The organism is Sphingomonas sp. Leaf23 (genome assembly GCF_001421585.1).
Lineage (GTDB): Bacteria > Pseudomonadota > Alphaproteobacteria > Sphingomonadales > Sphingomonadaceae > Sphingomonas.
This window is the reverse complement of record NZ_LMKR01000002.1, coordinates 185,585-201,788: the sequence shown is the minus strand read 5'-3', so window position 1 is coordinate 201,788 and position 16,204 is coordinate 185,585. Positions and strand designations below refer to the sequence as shown.

The 16,204-nt window shown below is 67.3% G+C and carries 16 protein-coding genes; 11 read left to right on the top strand and 5 right to left on the bottom strand.

Going from position 1 to position 16,204, the window contains the following annotated elements; genetic code table 11:
• Positions 1 to 180 carry a 50S ribosomal protein L32 gene (rpmF, locus tag ASE67_RS04745; RefSeq protein WP_055757350.1) on the bottom strand — a complete coding sequence of 60 codons (180 nt, stop codon included), beginning with the start codon at positions 178 to 180 and terminating at the stop codon, positions 1 to 3.
• Positions 181 to 413: 233 nt separating this feature from the next.
• Entirely contained in the window at positions 414 to 1,073 is a 660-nt protein-coding gene (locus ASE67_RS04740; RefSeq protein ID WP_055757348.1) for an MBL fold metallo-hydrolase, read from the bottom strand.
• 85 nt (positions 1,074 to 1,158) lie between these two features.
• On the opposite strand from ASE67_RS04740, the gene pabB reads away from it, so the two are divergent.
• The 5 genes from pabB (at position 1,159) to msrA (ending at position 6,421) form a co-directional block, all read left to right on the top strand.
• Positions 1,159 to 2,913: an aminodeoxychorismate synthase component I gene (gene pabB / locus ASE67_RS04735; RefSeq protein WP_200922186.1), complete on the top strand. Its 1,755-nt coding sequence runs from the start codon at positions 1,159 to 1,161 to the stop codon at positions 2,911 to 2,913.
• A gap of 38 nt (positions 2,914 to 2,951) precedes the next feature.
• Complete coding sequence (locus tag ASE67_RS04730; RefSeq protein ID WP_055757346.1) at positions 2,952 to 4,151, top strand: pyridoxal phosphate-dependent aminotransferase; 1,200 nt, start codon at positions 2,952 to 2,954, stop codon at positions 4,149 to 4,151.
• Positions 4,152 to 4,217: 66 nt separating this feature from the next.
• Positions 4,218 to 5,399 carry a GGDEF domain-containing protein gene (locus ASE67_RS04725; RefSeq protein WP_055757344.1) on the top strand — a complete coding sequence of 394 codons (1,182 nt, stop codon included), beginning with the start codon at positions 4,218 to 4,220 and terminating at the stop codon, positions 5,397 to 5,399.
• Between the two features lie 149 nt (positions 5,400 to 5,548).
• Positions 5,549 to 5,695: a hypothetical protein gene (locus tag ASE67_RS18110; RefSeq protein ID WP_156347731.1), complete on the top strand. Its 147-nt coding sequence runs from the start codon at positions 5,549 to 5,551 to the stop codon at positions 5,693 to 5,695.
• 72 nt (positions 5,696 to 5,767) lie between these two features.
• A complete protein-coding gene (msrA, locus tag ASE67_RS04720) occupies positions 5,768 to 6,421 on the top strand; it encodes a peptide-methionine (S)-S-oxide reductase MsrA (protein ID WP_055757342.1) in 654 nt (217 codons plus the stop codon).
• A gap of 22 nt (positions 6,422 to 6,443) precedes the next feature.
• Here the strand turns inward: msrA and ASE67_RS04715 are convergent, their stop codons facing one another.
• Both ASE67_RS04715 and mgtE read right to left on the bottom strand, forming a co-directional pair.
• Positions 6,444 to 6,842, bottom strand: a complete 399-nt coding sequence (locus tag ASE67_RS04715) for a DUF1489 family protein (protein WP_055757340.1) — start codon at positions 6,840 to 6,842, stop codon at positions 6,444 to 6,446.
• Between the two features lie 45 nt (positions 6,843 to 6,887).
• Positions 6,888 to 8,279 carry a magnesium transporter gene (mgtE, locus tag ASE67_RS04710; RefSeq protein WP_055757338.1) on the bottom strand — a complete coding sequence of 464 codons (1,392 nt, stop codon included), beginning with the start codon at positions 8,277 to 8,279 and terminating at the stop codon, positions 6,888 to 6,890.
• Between the two features lie 242 nt (positions 8,280 to 8,521).
• On the opposite strand from mgtE, the gene ASE67_RS04705 reads away from it, so the two are divergent.
• Positions 8,522 to 8,983, top strand: a complete 462-nt coding sequence (locus tag ASE67_RS04705; protein WP_055757336.1) for a peptidylprolyl isomerase — start codon at positions 8,522 to 8,524, stop codon at positions 8,981 to 8,983.
• Between the two features lie 51 nt (positions 8,984 to 9,034).
• Here ASE67_RS04705 and ASE67_RS04700 read toward each other — a convergent pair whose 3' ends face one another.
• Entirely contained in the window at positions 9,035 to 9,922 is an 888-nt protein-coding gene (locus tag ASE67_RS04700) for a LysR substrate-binding domain-containing protein (RefSeq protein WP_055757334.1), read from the bottom strand.
• Between the two features lie 278 nt (positions 9,923 to 10,200).
• Here ASE67_RS04700 and ASE67_RS04695 point away from each other — a divergent pair, with 278 nt between their 5' ends.
• The 5 genes from ASE67_RS04695 (at position 10,201) to ASE67_RS04675 (ending at position 16,143) form a co-directional block, all read left to right on the top strand.
• A complete protein-coding gene (locus tag ASE67_RS04695) occupies positions 10,201 to 12,489 on the top strand; it encodes a CDC48 family AAA ATPase (RefSeq protein WP_055757331.1) in 2,289 nt (762 codons plus the stop codon).
• A gap of 150 nt (positions 12,490 to 12,639) precedes the next feature.
• Positions 12,640 to 13,248 (top strand): class I SAM-dependent methyltransferase, encoded by a 609-nt coding sequence (locus tag ASE67_RS04690; RefSeq protein ID WP_055757329.1) that lies wholly within the window; start codon positions 12,640 to 12,642, stop codon positions 13,246 to 13,248.
• Positions 13,249 to 13,286: 38 nt separating this feature from the next.
• Entirely contained in the window at positions 13,287 to 14,366 is a 1,080-nt protein-coding gene (locus ASE67_RS04685) for a type III polyketide synthase (protein ID WP_055757327.1), read from the top strand.
• The gene (locus tag ASE67_RS04680; RefSeq protein WP_055757325.1) at positions 14,363 to 15,049 is read left to right on the top strand and encodes a methyltransferase domain-containing protein; all 687 of its coding nucleotides are present in this window, start codon (positions 14,363 to 14,365) and stop codon (positions 15,047 to 15,049) included. Before ASE67_RS04685 ends, ASE67_RS04680 begins: the two co-directional genes overlap by 4 nt.
• Positions 15,028 to 16,143 (top strand): NAD(P)/FAD-dependent oxidoreductase, encoded by a 1,116-nt coding sequence (locus ASE67_RS04675; protein ID WP_055757323.1) that lies wholly within the window; start codon positions 15,028 to 15,030, stop codon positions 16,141 to 16,143. Before ASE67_RS04680 ends, ASE67_RS04675 begins: the two co-directional genes overlap by 22 nt.
• The last annotated feature ends 61 nt before the right edge of the window (positions 16,144 to 16,204 follow it).

The window sequence follows — 16,204 nt, the reverse complement described above, 5'->3', positions numbered from 1 at the left end:
TTACGCTTCGACCGAGACGACTTCGCGACCGTTATAATGGCCGCAAGCGGTGCACAGGTTGTGCGGACGCTTCAGTTCGCCACAGTTCGGGCATTCCTGGAACGACTCGATGCTCAGCGAGTCGTGGCTGCGACGCATACCGCGCTTCGAGGGCGAGGTCTTTCTCTTGGGAACTGCCATTTCGGCACCTTTATCACTTGGGTATCAGTTGGTTTCGCTACCAACTGACGACGCGGCCCAGGCAAGTGCCGAACCGCATAACTGCGACCGGCGACCCGCCGGACCGGCAGACAGGCTGGTCGCGAAGCGAACCGCGCCTATAGCGTTTTCGTGCGCGGTTGCAAGCATTGGGTTGGGCTTTGCCGCCATCAACGCCGACGATATCCCTGCGCAGGCGGGGATATGGTGCGGCGCTACTTACCCATTACCGCGTCACCGACAAACGGATTCGTCGCGCGTTCGTGACCGAAGGTGCTGCCGGGACCATGGCCCGGTACGAAGGCGATGTCGTCGCCCAGCGGCCACAGCTTGGTGACCACCGAGGTGAGCAGCGCCTGATGATCCGACAGCGGAAAGTCGGTGCGGCCGATCGATCCCTGGAACAGCACGTCGCCGACCAGCGCGAATCGGGCCTCTTCGTGAAAGAAGATCACATGGCCGGGCGTATGGCCCGGCGTTTCGTACACCGACAGCACCGCTTCGCCCACGGTCACCGTGTTGCCCTCGACCAGCCAGCGGTCGGGTTCGAACGGGACACCGCGCAGGCCCCAGCGCTTGCCGTCCTCGTCCAGCCGCGCAATCCAGAAGCGATCCGCCTCGTGCGGGCCCTCGATCGGCACGCCCAGCTGGTCGGCGAGCGGCTTCGCCTCGCCGCAATGGTCGATATGGCCGTGGGTCAGCAGGATTTTCTCGATCGTCACGCCCTGCTGCTCGGCGGCGGCGAGCAGGCGCGGCAGGTCGCCGCCGGGATCGACGAACGCGCCGCGCATCGTCTTCGTACACCACAGGAGGGTGCAATTCTGCTGGAGCGGGGTCACCGGAATGATCGCCGCGCGGATCGGGGATGGGGTCATGGCACAGGCCATATCGCTTAACGCTGCGTACACAAAGGTGTCACGATGCTTGCCCCGCGCGCGCGCAACCGGCAAGCGTGGGCGGATGTTCGACACGACCCGGCCCTTCGTGCTGTTCGACGATGCCCGGCCGGGCAGAACCGCACGGCTGTACCGCGCACCAACGCGCCTGATCCGCGCCGACCGGGTAAGCGAGGTCGCCGGCGCACTGACCGCGTTGCAGGCGGCGACGGCGGCGGGGAAAAGCGTTGCGGGCTATCTGACCTATGAAGCGGGGGCGGCATTGGTGCCGGGGGCGCCGGAGCGTCGCGGCGACGGGCCGCTGTTGTGGTTCGGGGTGTTCGACGCGGCCGAGACGGTTGATCTGGGCGACCATCTGCCCGATCCGGCGGGGGCGTGGGTCGGGACGGTCGCGCCTGACATCACCGCCGCCGACTATGCCGTGCGCTGTGCCGACATCCTCGACCTGATCGCGGCAGGCGATATCTACCAGGCGAACCTGACCTTCGGCGCGCGCGTACCGGTCATCGGCGATCCGCTGGCGCTCTATGCCGCGATCCGCCCGCGCGCCGCTGCCGGGCACGGCGCGGTGGTGTGGACCGGCACCGACTGGCTGTTGTCCTTTTCGCCCGAGCTGTTCTTTACGGTCGAGGGCGGCCGGATCACCGCGCGGCCGATGAAGGGTACCGCGACGCGCGATCCCGATCCGGCGCGGGACCGAGCCGCGGCGCAAGCACTGGCGACCGACCCCAAGCAGCGCGCCGAAAACCTGATGATCGTCGACCTGATGCGCAACGACCTGTCGCGCGTCGCGAAACCGGGCAGCGTGCGGGTGCCCGAGCGATTCGTCGTCGAAACCTATCCCAGCATCCATCAGCTGATCTCTTCGGTCAACGCCGAGCTGTCACCCGGCAAGGATGCCGTCGATGCGCTGGCGGCGCTGTTTCCCTGCGGATCGATCACCGGTGCGCCCAAACGGCGCGCGATGCAGGCGATCGATTTGGTCGAGGGACGCGCACGCGGCATCTATACTGGGTCGATCGGTTGGATCGACGCCGCGGGCGACGCGTCGTTCAACGTGGCGATTCGCACCCTGCACCTGCCCGCCCGCGCATCCCACGCAACGCTGGGGCTGGGATCGGGGGTCGTCGCCGATTCGGTGGCCGACGCCGAATGGCGCGAATGTCTGGCCAAGGCGCGCTTCCTCGACGTTCCCACGGCGCGGTTCGACCTGATCGAGACGATGGCGTTCGATCCGCATAGCGGCATCCCGCTGCTGGAGCGGCATCTGGCGCGGCTGACCGACAGCGCCCGCGCGCTGGGCTTTGCGTTCGACCGGCATGCAACGCGCAACGAATTGCAGGCGGCGACCTTTCGCCTGCGGATCCCATCGCGCGTGCGGCTGTTGCTGTCGCGCAGTGGAGCGATCGCGGTCGATGTCACGCCGCTGCCCACCGCCCCGGCCGGGGCGGTCGATGTCGCGCTGGCCCCGTTGCCGCTCGACGCGCGCGACCTGCGCCTGGCGCACAAGACCAGCGACCGCCGCTTCTGGCCCGCCCCGCCCGCCGGATGTTTCGAAACGATCTTCCTGAACGACCGCGGCGAGCTGACCGAGGGCAGCTTCACCTCGATCTTCGTCGATGGCGGCGCGCAGTTGCTGACCCCGCCGCTCGACCACGGGCTGTTGCCGGGCGTACTGCGCGGCGAACTGATCGCGCGGGGCGAGGCGGTCGAAATGCCGCTGGCTCCGGCCGATCTGGCGCAAGGATTTTACATCGGCAACGCGGTTCGCGGATTGATTCGTGCGCGGTTGGTTGCGGAGGCGGATCGGGAGGGCTAGAGCGCCGCCATCTGTTCCTTCTCAGCATCGGACGTCCCATGAAGCCCTCCGCCGCGCTCGATCGCATCAACCCGTCGCCGACCCTCGCCATCACGTCGAAGGTCCTCGAACTGAAGCGGCAGGGCGTCGACGTCATCGGCCTGGGTGCCGGCGAACCCGATTTCGACACGCCCGATTTCGTGAAGGACGCCGCGATCGAGGCGATTCGCGCCGGCAAGACGAAGTATACCAATGTCGACGGCACGCCCGAGCTGAAGGAAGCGATCGCCGCCAAGTTCAAGCGCGACAACGGCCTGACCTATGCCGCGAACCAGATCTGCGTGAACGTCGGGGGCAAGCACACGCTGTTCAACGCGCTGATCGCGACGGTCGATACCGGCGACGAGGTGATCGTGCCCGCGCCCTATTGGGTCAGCTATCCCGACGTCGTGCAATTCGCCGGCGGCACCCCGGTGTTCATCGCTGCCGGGGCCGACCAGAACTACAAGATCACGCCTGAACAGCTCGAAGGGGCGATCACTGCGCGGACGAAGTGGGTCATCCTCAATTCGCCGTCCAACCCGACCGGTGCCGGTTACACGCGCGACGAACTGCGCGAGCTGGGCAAGGTGCTGGAACGGCACCCGCACGTCTGGATCTTTGCCGACGATATGTACGAGCACATCGTCTATCCCGGCTTCGAATTCGCGACGATCGCCGAGGTGAACCCGAGCCTGTACGATCGTACGCTAACGGTGAACGGCTGTTCGAAGGCCTATGCAATGACCGGCTGGCGCATCGGCTATGCCGGTGGCGCGGCGTGGCTCATCAAGGCGATGGCGAAGCTGCAGTCGCAGTCGACCAGCAACCCGTGTTCGATCGCACAGGCCGCCGCCGTCGCCGCGCTGAACGGCGACCAGTCGTTCTTGGCCGAGCGTAACGACGCATTCCAGCGCCGCCGCGACCTGGTGGTGGCCGAACTGAACGCGATCGATGGCGTCACCTGCCCCACGCCCGAAGGCGCCTTCTATGTCTATCCCGACATTTCCGGGCTGATCGGCAAGACGACGCCGGGCGGCAAGCGGATCGACACCGACGAGGATTTCGTCGGCTATCTGCTGGAGGATGCACGGGTCGCGGCGGTGCAGGGCGCGGCGTTCGGCCTCTCGCCCGCGATGCGGATCAGCTATGCGACGTCGGACGACCTGCTTCGCGAAGCCTGTGTACGTATCCGTACGGCCTGTGCCGCGCTGCGGTAATTCTGCTGTAGAAACGGACTATTAGGGGCTGGTCCCTATCACGATCCGGATTGTGATAGGGACCGCATGCTGCTCGATATCTCCACCCTGTATGTGATGGTCGCGCTGTGTTCGGTCGTGGCCGGCATCGTGCACCTGACCGCTGCCGCCGGGGGACGGTTTGGTTCGTGGGCAAACTGGTGGGGCGGCGGGCATCTGTTGCTCGGGGTCAGCGCGGTCATGCCGCTGCTGCGCGGCCTGGGCGTCCCCGGCCTCCTGACGATCGGCAATACGGCAGCCGCGCTCAGCTACGGCGCGATCTATGTCGGCATGCACCGCTTCGCCGATCCCGCTGCGCCGATCCGGCGATGGATCGTGCTGACGGGAATCGTCGCGCTGCCCCTGTTGTTCTGGTCGTTGCCGCGGGATTTTGGCGATCGCATCGCCTATCTGAACGTCCTGCGGTCGCTGTTCGACGTTGCGACGGTCCTGCTGGCGATACGTATCGCGCGTCGCGAAATGCTGCGCACCGGATGGATCGTGGCGGTGATGTTCGCCATGACCGTGCCGATGTTCCTTGGCCGGGCGTGGTTCGCGGCCACCGGACAATTGGGCGGCGATCCGACCGGCATGCATGGCGGGCCAGCGGCCTGGATGGCGGCGGGGGCGATCGCCTTCATCATGTTCCGCGGCTTTTCGCTGCTGACGATGGATGCGGAGCGGTGCGAACGGCGGCTGGCGACGCTTGCCGAACGCGACGGGCTGACCGGCGCGGGCAACCGCACCGCGTTCGACCGGGCGCGGTCGGGGTGGCGTGGCGAGGGCGCGGTGCTGATGATCGACCTGAACCGGTTCAAGGCGCTGAACGATCGCCACGGCCACATGACGGGCGATGCGGCGCTGAAGATCGCGACGCGCGCGGCGGTCTGTTCGATCCCGATGTCGGGCCGGGTATTCCGCTGGGGCGGCGACGAATTCGTCTGCGTCCTCCCCGGCCTGAACGATGCCGCGGCGCAGGCGATAGCCGGGGAAATCGCCACCCGCTTTACCCAGGGTACCACTGCACTGATCGGCCCGGACGAGGGTGCGGACCTGAGCGTCGGCTGGGCCACGGGACCGTTGGTGATGGTCGACACGCTGGTCGGACAGGCCGATGCGCGAATGTATGCCGAAAAGCGGCGGGGCCGGTCGGCACCACCGGTTTTGCAACGCAGCGTTGCCGAAAGCGCACCCCCCGCCATCTTGATTTCGCAGTCGCAACATGGTTGAGGCTGTGCGCAACATGAACGGACGCGCCAGCGCCGGTTCAGCCCCGCAACCTATATCTTGCACCCAGTGATGGGCGATCCTCTCCTTTTGCGGGGTTCGTCCGATGCCGCATCCCATCCGGGGCACGGCCGGGCAAGAGGACGAGACAGATGACGACCAAGCGCACCGGATTCCTTCGCCATTTCATCAGCGGTTTCGCGCTGGGTGCCGTCGCGCTGGTCGCGGTGCAGGTGGCGGATCGCAGCGATGCGAAGTCGGTCCATCCCGCACCGTCGGTCGTCCAGCGCATCGGTTGATCCGGGGCTGATCTGGCGGTGCGCGGTGGCGCACCCCATCTCGGTTCCCGGCATTGTTCGAGGAACCTTCCCATGAAAGTCCTGCTGCCCGTCGCCATCGCCGCCATCGGCGTGGCCGCCCTGTCGATCCCCCCGGCTACGGCCGAGCGCGCGGTCCCGATCCCCGTCGTCACCAGCGACGTGCCCCCCACCCCCGGCCTTGCCACCGCCGTGCTGGCGGGCGGCTGCTTCTGGGGCATGGAGGCGGTGTTCGAACGGGTGAAGGGCGTGAAATCGGTCATCAGCGGCTATGCCGGCGGCACGCGCCAGAGCGCGACCTACGACCAGGTATCGACCGAACGCACCGGCCATGCCGAGGCGATTCTCATCACCTACGACCCGCGCATCGTCAGCTATGGCACGTTGCTGCGCGTCTATTTCTCGGTTGCGCACGATCCGACGCAGCTGAACGGGCAGGTCCCCGATTCGGGGCCGAGCTATCGTTCGGCAATCTTTCCACAAAACCCGTCCCAGGCGCTGACCGCGCGGCGCTATATCGCGCAGCTGACGCGGGCGAAGGCATTTCCGAAGCCGATCGCGACGAAGATCGAAACCGGTGCCTTCTATCCGGCGGAGGCCTATCATCAGGATTTCGCCCGGCGGAACCCGGCACATCCCTATATCGTGCGGTGGGACAAGCCGAAGATCGCGGCGGCGAAGGCGGCGTATCCGGGGTTGGTCGGATAACACTGGCCTTCGCTGGCGGGGGCTATAGCAACCCCAACGCCATCAGCTCGCCGATCAGCCGCGGCGGCAGTTCATCGGCACCAGTGCCCTCCCCGCCCAGATCGGCGGGGGCATCGGCCTCTTCCAGATAGCGCCAGCCCTGATGCGCGCGCTTCGGCCGCCCCTCGACCAGCACCAGCTTCGGCCCCAGGTGGATCGCGACTCGGCCACCCTCCGCTTCGCCAAAGCCGAGGATCGGCGACCGGGCGACCAGCCGATGCTTCAGGATCCAGAACAGCGACCCGCCCTCGATCTCAGCGGCGCGTTTCGGCAGGTAGCGGGTGGTCAGGAACCCGCCTTCGGCATGGCGCGTGGCCAGCCGTTCGGCGAGCTGTTCGACCGATTCGATGGCGAAGGCGACTTTGGTGAGATGCAGCGGCACGCGCCCCAGATGGGAAGCGCGGTCGCCCGGCTCAACCCGCCAATCTCAACCGGCAAGCCCGCTGACGGTCGCCAGCCCGAGGAACACGAGGAACCCCATCGAATCGGTGGTCATCGTGACGAAGATCGACGATGCGACCGCCGGATCGGCGTTGAACCGGTCGAGCGTCAGCGGCACGAACACCCCCGCGAACCCGGCAATGACGACGTTCAGCAGCATCGCGGTGCCGATCACCGCCCCCAGTTGCGGATTGCCGAACCACAGGGTGACGCCGGTGCCGATCAGCGCGGCGACGGTCGCGCCGTTCATCAGTGCGATAATCATCTCGCGCCGGATCGCGCGTACCGTGTTCGACTGTGTCAGCTGGTTGGTGGCGAGCGCACGCACAGTCACCGCCATCGTCTGCGTGCCCGCATTCCCGCCAAGGCCGGCGACGATCGGCATCAGCGCGGCCAGCGTCACCATCTTGTCGATCGTGGCGCCGAACGCGCCGATGATCGTCGCGGGCAGCAATGCGGTCATCAGGTTGGTGATGAGCCAGCGCACCCGCGCCTTGTACGAATCGCGTATCGGTTCGTTGATGTCGCCTTCGCCGGCCCCCGACAGCAGCAGCGCGTCCTCGCCCGCTTCCGCCTGGATGATATGGACCACGTCGTCGACGGTAATCATGCCGACCAGCCGTCCGCTGCCATCGGTGACCGCTGCCGAGATCAGCGCGTATTTCTGAAAGCGCAGCGCGACCTCTTCCTGGTCCATGTCGACCGGGATAAGCGTCTGTTCGCGCGCCATCACATCGGCGATCGCGACCGAGCGCGGGGTGCGGAGAATCCATGACAGCTGGCAGGTGCCGACCGGCTTGTGCGCCGGGTCGACGACGAAGATTTCCCAGAAATCGGTGGTCAGCACTTCGTCTGCGCGCAGGTAATCCAGCGCGTCGCCGACGGTCCAATGCTCGGGCACCGCGACCAGCTCGCGCTGCATCAGGCGGCCGGCGGATTCCTCGGGATAGGACAGTGCCTCCTCGATCGCGGCACGATCGTCGGGGTCGAGCGCGCGCAGCACCGCGCGCTGTTCCGCATCGTCGAGATCCTCAATGATCGCGACCGCGTCGTCGGTGTCGAGCTGCGCGGCTAGATCGGCGACCTGGGTCGCGGTCAGCGCGTCGATGACCGCCTCGCGCACCCAGTCGTTCATTTCCGCCAGCACGTCGCCGTTCAACCGTTCGGCGATGGCGGCGGCCAGGGCGGCGCGCTGTTCGCCGGGCACCAGTTCGAACAAATCGGCCAAGTCGGCGGGGTGGAGCGGTTCGACCAGCTCGCGCACGGCCTCGTCATCGCCGCGATCCACCGCGTCGCATACTGCGCGGACGAATTCGGGCTTCAGCCGGTCGTCCTCGTCCAGTTCGCTGGTCGTATCGGGAAGGTCGAGTTCGGTCATGGTCGCAACCCTCCACGCGCGGTTTCGCCCGCTGTAGCCATGCTGCACCGCCGTGCCAACGCCTGTGCGGTTGTCCTTGGCCGTTCGAACCCCTAGCTAGGCGGGCGCGTTGCGGTACCGGCCCGCTCCCCCACCCGACCACCCAAGCCAGTATCCTGATGGGTGGTCGGGTGGGGGAGCGGGCCGGTACCGCAGCGATCCGGCATCTCCGGATCGACAAACAAGGTTTCAAGGAGCTTTCAATGGCCGATACCCCCAGCACGCTCGTGATGACGCTCGATACCGGCGAAGTCCGCATCAAGCTGCGCCCCGACCTCGCGCCCAACCACGTTGCGCAAATCGTCAAGCTTGCCGACTCGGGCTTTTATGACGGCGTGCCGTTCCACCGCGTGATCGACGGTTTCATGGCACAGGGCGGCGACGGCGGTCGGCGCGACGGCACCGGCGGGTCGAAGGAACCGAATCTCAAGCAGGAGTTCAACGCCGAACCGCATGTGCGCGGCGTGTGTTCGATGGCGCGGACGTCGGACCCGAATTCGGCCAACAGCCAGTTCTTCATCTGCCTCGACGATGCGACCTTCCTCGACCGCCAGTACACGGTCTGGGGCGTGGTCGAGAGCGGCATGGATGCCGTCGACGCGCTGCCCAAGGGCGAGCCGCCGCGTAACCCCGGCAAGATCGTGACTGCGCGTTCGGAAGCGTAAGAACCTCCGCCTTGTCGTCATTCCCGCGCAGGCGGGAATGACGACCGGGTGTTACTCCGCCGGCGCGTTCAGCGCCGTGACCAGCCAGTCGTGGAACAGCTTTACCGGCCGCTGCTGCAACAACCGCGGGCGGCACACGAACCAGTGGCTGTAGGTCGAATCGACCGCCATATCGAACAGCGGCACCAGCCGGTCGTCGCGCGCCGTTTCGAAATGCGATTCGAGCATGAAGGCGACGCCCAGCCCCTGCGCCGCCGCCTCCAGCATCAGCGTGCCCGAATCGAACCGGTCGATCGCGACCGGCTCGACATCGGGAACCCCGGCGGCGTGCATCCAGTCGGCAAAGGTGTCGGGCATGTCGCGGTGGATCAGCGCGGTATGCTGCGCCAGCTGCGACGGATCGGTGATCGGCGTGCGATCGATCAGCGCGCGTCCGGCGATGGCATAGACCCGGTTGCGATCGAGCCGCCGGGCGTAGAGCGCCGGGTCGATCGCATGGTCCAGCACGATCGCGACGTCGATCCCCTCGCCCAGCCGGCCCAACCCGTGATGCGCGGTGTCGAAATCGAGGTGCAGTTCGGGATGCTGGTCGTGCAGGTCGCCCATGCGCGGCATCAGCCGCTGGATCGCGAACAGCGGCAGCACGCCCAGCCGCAGCCGCAACACCTCCACCGCGCCCGACATCTGTTCGACCGCATCCGACAGCGTGTCGAGCGCGCCCGACAACAGCGTCAGCAGCCGTTCGCCGTCGTCGTTGAGCCTCAGCGCCTGATGCCGGCGCTCGAACAACGGCTTGCCGATGAAGCGCTCCATCGCCTGGACCCGGCGGCTGAGCGCGGGCGACGACAGCGCCAGTTCGTCGGCGGCGAGCTTGACCGAGCCCAGCCGTGCGACATGCACGAACGCTTCGATCGCGGTGAGAGGTGGCAGGCGACGCATCCGATACCCTAACTTGGTTGCGGTGCGGTACACGCTGCACCGCGATCGTCTCGCTTGCAACCAGACTCCCGTATAGCGTTGCATTTTATGCAATGCGAATTGCTTTGTTCGCACTTGCACAAAAACGTGCCGCACCGCACATAGGACGTGCCTTTCAGGCATCCTCTCCTAAAACTTTCCGGCCGGTCGTTTTCGATCGGCCTTTTTTTTCGCCTTGTTGCCGGCAACCCACCGCCCATATCCGCCGTTCCTTGGCGTTCAGTTCAGGACGGGATTTGATGGCGGACAGCGAAACAGGCGGACGGCGGTTGCAGGTGGCGAATGCCCGGCCCGAAGATAGCGGGCGCGGCATCGCCCATCTCCCCCGGTCGGTGATGGCGCTGCTGGGCATCAACGAGGGCGATGTCGTCGAGATCATCGGCAAGAAGACGACGCCCGCCCGCGCCATCGCGCCCTATCCTGAGGACGAGGGCCTCGACATCGTGCGCATCGACGGCTTGCAGCGCGCCAATGCCGGCGTCGGATCGGGCGATCAGGTAGAGGTGCGCAAGGCCGAATCGCGCCCCGCCACCCGCGTCGTCTTTGCCCCGGCGCAACAGAATCTGCGGCTGCAGGGGTCGGCGAACGCGCTGAAGCGCACCTTTTTCGGGCGGCCGCTGTGCCAGGGCGATATCGTCGCGACGACCGGGCACCAGCGGGTCGACAATTTGTCGCCCAATGTCCGCCGCTATGTGAACGCGCCCGCTTTCTCCTTGCAGGAAATCCGTCTCGCGGTGGTGTCGGCCACGCCCAAGGGCGTCGTCCATATCGACGAATCGACCGAGATCGAGCTGCGATCGGAATATGAGGAACCGCGCGAGGCACGCCGCGCCGACGTTACCTATGACGATATCGGCGGCATGGGCCAGACGATCGACCAACTGCGCGAGATGGTCGAGCTTCCCTTGCGCTATCCCGAACTGTTCCAGCGGCTGGGCGTCGATCCGCCCAAGGGGGTGTTGCTGCACGGCCCGCCCGGCACCGGCAAGACGCGGCTTGCCCGCGCCGTCGCCAATGAATCGGACGCCGAATTCTTCCTCATCAACGGTCCCGAGATCATGGGATCGGCCTATGGCGAGTCGGAAAAGCGGCTGCGCGAGGTGTTCGAGGAAGCGACCAAGGCATCGCCATCGATCGTGTTCATCGACGAGATCGATTCGATCGCGCCCAAGCGCGGGCAGGTGTCGGGCGAGGCCGAGAAAAGGTTGGTCGCGCAGTTGCTGACGCTGATGGACGGGCTGGAATCGCGCGCCAACATCGTCGTCATCGCCGCAACCAACCGTCCCGAAGCAATCGACGAGGCGCTGCGCCGCCCCGGCCGGTTCGACCGCGAGATCGTGGTCGGCGTGCCGGACGAGCGTGGCCGGCGCGAGATTCTCGGCATCCACACCCGCGGTATGCCGCTCGACGACAATGTCGATCTGGGCGAGTTGTCGCGTACCACCTACGGATTTGTCGGTGCCGATCTGGCGGCACTGACCCGCGAGGCGGCGATCGATTCGGTACGGCGGATCATGCCGCGCATCGACCTGTCGGCGGGCACGATTCCGCAGGACGTGCTCGACAGCCTGTCGGTCACTCGCGACGATTTCGTCGAGGCGCTGAAGCGCGTCCAGCCGAGCGCCATGCGCGAGGTCATGGTCCAGGCCCCGACCGTCCGCTGGGACGATGTCGGCGGACTGGACGATGCGCAGATGCGGTTGAAGGAAGGCGTCGAGCTGCCGCTCAAGTCCCCTGAGTCGTTCCGCCGCCTCGGCATTCGTCCGGCGAAGGGCTTTCTGCTCTACGGCCCGCCCGGCACCGGCAAGACGCTGCTGGCGAAGGCGGTCGCGCGCGAGGCGGAGGCGAACTTCATCGCCACCAAGTCGAGCGACCTGCTGTCGAAATGGTATGGTGAGAGCGAGCAGCAGATCGCCCGGCTGTTCGCCCGCGCGCGACAGGTGGCGCCGACGGTGATCTTCATCGACGAACTCGATTCGCTGGTGCCCGCGCGTGGCGGGGGCCTGGGCGAACCGCAGGTGACCGAGCGGGTGGTCAACACGATCCTGGCCGAGATGGACGGGCTGGAGGAGCTGCAATCGGTGGTCGTGATCGGTGCGACCAACCGGCCGAACATGGTCGACCCCGCGCTGCTGCGGCCCGGCCGGTTCGACGAGCTGATCTATGTCGGCGTGCCCGATCAGGCGGGCCGCGCGCGCATCCTGGGCATCCAGACGCAGAAGATGCCGCTGGCCGCCGATGTCGACCTCGACGCAATCGCCGCACGAACCGACCGGTTCACCGGTGCGGACCTCGAGGATGTGGTGCGTCGTGCCGGCCTGTTCGCACTGCGCACCTCGCTCGACACGCGCGAGGTGACGATGGCGCATTTCGAATCGGCGCTGGCCGACTCGCGTGCGTCGGTAACGGCCGAGATGGAGGAGGAATATCGCGCCATGTCCGCCCGGCTGAAACAGGATGCGGTCGCGATCCAGCCGATCGGCTTCATCGCCCCCGGCATGGTCGAAGGGCGCGGGCCGAAGGGATAGCGCGTGCGGGGACCGGCGGCACCGGCCGGTCCCCCACCCGATCGGTACGGACATTCGTCGCAGCGCGAAACCGATCCGCTTGCAAGTTCGTTGCGCTTTTGCGACGACGCGCTGACCATGGCCTTTCGCGCCATCCGTTCGAGGATTTGCATGACGACGAGTTCCAACGCCGCGACCCGACGGAAGCCGCGCGGCGTACCATCGCCGGCCGGCATCTTCCTGCGTGGATTCGTAAAGCATCCGGTGATGGTCGGATCGGTCATCCCGTCGTCGAACAAGCTGATCCGCAAGATGCTGGCCCCGATCGACTGGGCCAATGCCAAGGTCGTGGTGGAATATGGCCCCGGCGTCGGCACCTTCTGTCGCCCGATCCTGCAGCGTCTGGCGCCCGATGCGCAGCTGATCGTGATCGATACCAACTCCGACTTCATCGATTATCTGAACGCGACGATCCTCGATTCGCGGTTCTCGGCCGTCCACGGATCGGCGGCGGACGTCGAACAGATTGTGGCCGACCATGGTCACCCCCATGCCGACTATGTCCTGTCGGGCCTGCCCTTTTCCACCCTGCCGCCGGGCATCGGCGACCGGATCGCGGCGGCGACGCAGGCGGTGTTGCGGCCGGGCGGCGCGTTCCTCGTCTATCAGTTCAATCCGCGCGTGCGCGACTTTCTCGACCGGCAGTTCGCGCGGATCGACCATGACATGGAATGGTGGAACGTACCCCCCGCCCAGCTGTGGTGGGCGTGGAAGGATTGATCCGGTAGCATCCGGCTTGCCCGCGCGTTGATCGCCGGATGACCCCAACCCCCGCACCCGTCGCCTGGCTCAATGCCGTGGCGACCGCGACCCCCTCGCACGATATTCACCACGCCTTTATCGGCTGGGCACGTCGTCGGCTGCCCGATCGGGAGGCGAAGCTGTTCGACCGGATGGTCGAGCGTGCCGGGATCGGCCATCGCTGGTCGGTGCTGCCGATCGGGGATGATGGCGGGTCGCCGGTTGCGCCCGGCGGCTTCTATGCCGATGCGATGCCGGGCACCGCCGCGCGCATGACGATCTATACCGATGCCGCGCCGACGCTGGCGATCGCCGCGATCGACGCGTTGGCGAACCGGGTGGCGCTGGACGGGATCACCCATCTGGTCGTCGCCAGCTGCACCGGATTCGTGGCACCGGGCATCGATCAGATCGTTGCGGCGCGCATCGGCCTGTCGCCGAAGGTCGAACGGCTGCTGGTCGGGTTCATGGGCTGTTACGCCGCCGTCGCCGCGCTGCGCAGCGCCCGCCATATCGTCCGGTCGCAGCCCGAGGCGCGGGTGCTGGTCGTCACGGTCGAGCTGTCGACGCTGCACCTGCAACCCGCGACCACGCTGGAACCGCTGCTCGCCATGCTGCAATTCGGCGACGGCGCCGCCGCCGCGCTGGTGACGAGCGAGGCGACGGGCTTTGCGATCGAGGCGCCGTTTGCCGCGACATTACCCGATTCGGCGGCGCTGATCCGCTGGGACATTACCGACGCGGGCTTCGCGATGCATTTGTCGGGCGAGGTACCGGGCCGGATCGCACACGCCCTGACCGATCCCGATTTCGCGAGCGCGGCGACCGGCGGGCGGGCGCTGTCGGAGGTCGACGGCTGGGCGGTCCATGCCGGCGGGCGGTCGATCCTCGATGCGGTGGAGCGCAGCTTGTCGCTGTCACCGGACGCACTGGCGGCATCGCGCGCGGTATTGGCGGCCAATGGCAACATGTCTTCGGCGACGTTGATGTTCGTGCTGGCAGCGATGCTGGATGGGCCGCCGGTTCGAAACGGTATCGCGCTGGCGTTCGGTCCCGGCCTGGCTGCCGAAGGCTTCGGCTTTCGGAGCGCGTCATGAGCTTCCCCCGGTCGCACGCCGAAGAGGCAATGGACGATCCCGCGCTGCCGCCCGAAACCTATGCCGCGGTGCTGCGCGATCTGGCGCAGGTCAATGTGGTGACGATGGCGGCGCGACCGACGCTGGCGTTCCTCGACCGTATCGTGGCACGCGGCGAACGGCTTAAGCTGCTCGATGTCGGCTATGGCGATGGCGACATGCTGCGCCGGATCGCACGCTGGGCGGGCAAGCGCGGGGTGGCGGCCGAACTGGTCGGAATCGACCTGAACCCGCGCAGCGAAGCGATTGCCCGTGCCGATACGCACGCCGACCTGCCCATCACCTATCGCACCGGCGACTATGCCGATCTGGCGGGTGATGGATGGGATGTGATCGTCTCTAGCCTGGTCGCGCATCACATGACCCACCGACAGCTGGTCGCGTTTCTCCGCTTCATGGAGGCGGAATCGGCGCGTGGCTGGCTGGTCAACGACCTGCACCGCCACCGTTTCGCCCATCGCGGCTATCCGCTGCTGGCGATGGTGCTGCGCTGGCACCCGATCGTTCGCGCCGACGGTACGCTGTCGATCGCGCGCTCCTATCGCCCCGACGAATGGCCGCCGATCCTTGGCGAGGCGGGAGTCGACGGGGCCGAGGTGCGGCGGCACTTTCCGTTCCGGCTATGCGTCGAACGCCGGCGCTGATCGCGGGCGGCGGCCCGGCGGGGTCGGTCGCCGCGCTGCTGCTGGCACAGGGCGGTGCCCAGCCGCTGGTGCTGGAGCGATCGCGTAGGTCCCAGGACGCGCTGTGCGGCGGGTTCCTGTCGTGGCGCACGCTCGAATCGCTGGCTAGCGTCGGGATCGATCCGGCAAGGCTGGGCGGCCATGTCGTGCGTCGGGTCGTGCTGTTCACCGCCAGAGGCCGCGCCGAATCGTCCCTGCCCGCCCCCGCCATCGGTCTGTCGCGGCTGCGACTCGATGCGCTGTTGCTGGATGCTGCGCGCAATGCCGGTGCGGGGGTCGAGCGCGGGGTGACGATTCGGTCGGCGGAGAGCACTACGCTCCACACCGGCGACGGCGCTGACGTGACGGGTGAGACGCTGTTCCTCGCCACCGGCAAGCACGACCTGCGCGGGGCGATGCGCGATGCGGTGGTCGGCGACGATCCGGCGATGGGCGTGCGCGTCCGGCTCGCCCCGCATCCGTCGCTCACCCGGCTGGTCGGTGATGCGATCGAACTGCACGCCTTTGCCGGGGGCTATGGCGGGCTGGTGCTTCAGGAGGATGGCAGTGCAAACCTGTGCATGGCGCTGCGCCGGTCGCGCCTCAAGGCGGCGGGCGACCTGCCCGCGCTGCTGCGGGTGCTGGGCGACGAATTGCCGGCACTGGGCGAGCGGCTCGCGCATATGGGGGCCACGCCCGCGATCGATGCCATCGCCAACGTCCCCTATGGCTGGCGCGCGGCGGGTACCGTGCCCGGTGTCTATCGGCTTGGCGATCAGGCCGGGGTGATCCCGTCGCTGGCCGGCGAAGGCATGGGCATCGCCATCGCCAGCGCGATTCGCGCGGCGCGGCAGTGGCAGGCGCAGGGGCCGGCGGGGGCGCCGGTATTCCAGCAGGCATTGCGCGGGCGGCTGCACCGCCCGATCGCGATCGCCGGGCTGCTCAGGACGCTGGCCGAACATCCCGCGACCCACCCGCTGCTGCTGGTCGGTGGGCGGATCGCGCCGCTGGTGGCCATGGCCGCGCGCTGGACCCGGATCGATTCCGTCAGCCGCCGTTCATCGCGGCCCGCCTAGCGCGCGCCATTCCCAATGCGCCGTGCGTCCGGGGCTTGTGCCGCCGGGGGCCGGCGCGGTA

Bases quoted from the DNA above. Each gene is read 5' to 3' on its own strand.
- rpmF (WP_055757350.1), bottom strand. From the start codon at position 180: ATGGCAGTTCCCAAGAGAAAGACCTCGCCCTCGAAGCGCGGTATGCGT.
- ASE67_RS04740 (WP_055757348.1), bottom strand. From the start codon at position 1,073: ATGACCCCATCCCCGATCCGCGCGGCGATCATTCCGGTGACCCCGCTC.
- pabB (WP_200922186.1), top strand. From the start codon at position 1,159: ATGTTCGACACGACCCGGCCCTTCGTGCTGTTCGACGATGCCCGGCCG.
- ASE67_RS04730 (WP_055757346.1), top strand. From the start codon at position 2,952: ATGAAGCCCTCCGCCGCGCTCGATCGCATCAACCCGTCGCCGACCCTC.
- ASE67_RS04725 (WP_055757344.1), top strand. From the start codon at position 4,218: ATGCTGCTCGATATCTCCACCCTGTATGTGATGGTCGCGCTGTGTTCG.
- ASE67_RS18110 (WP_156347731.1), top strand. From the start codon at position 5,549: ATGACGACCAAGCGCACCGGATTCCTTCGCCATTTCATCAGCGGTTTC.
- msrA (WP_055757342.1), top strand. From the start codon at position 5,768: ATGAAAGTCCTGCTGCCCGTCGCCATCGCCGCCATCGGCGTGGCCGCC.
- mgtE (WP_055757338.1), bottom strand. From the start codon at position 8,279: ATGACCGAACTCGACCTTCCCGATACGACCAGCGAACTGGACGAGGAC.
- ASE67_RS04705 (WP_055757336.1), top strand. From the start codon at position 8,522: ATGGCCGATACCCCCAGCACGCTCGTGATGACGCTCGATACCGGCGAA.
- ASE67_RS04700 (WP_055757334.1), bottom strand. From the start codon at position 9,922: ATGCGTCGCCTGCCACCTCTCACCGCGATCGAAGCGTTCGTGCATGTC.
- ASE67_RS04695 (WP_055757331.1), top strand. From the start codon at position 10,201: ATGGCGGACAGCGAAACAGGCGGACGGCGGTTGCAGGTGGCGAATGCC.
- ASE67_RS04690 (WP_055757329.1), top strand. From the start codon at position 12,640: ATGACGACGAGTTCCAACGCCGCGACCCGACGGAAGCCGCGCGGCGTA.
- ASE67_RS04685 (WP_055757327.1), top strand. From the start codon at position 13,287: ATGACCCCAACCCCCGCACCCGTCGCCTGGCTCAATGCCGTGGCGACC.
- ASE67_RS04680 (WP_055757325.1), top strand. From the start codon at position 14,363: ATGAGCTTCCCCCGGTCGCACGCCGAAGAGGCAATGGACGATCCCGCG.
- ASE67_RS04675 (WP_055757323.1), top strand. From the start codon at position 15,028: ATGCGTCGAACGCCGGCGCTGATCGCGGGCGGCGGCCCGGCGGGGTCG.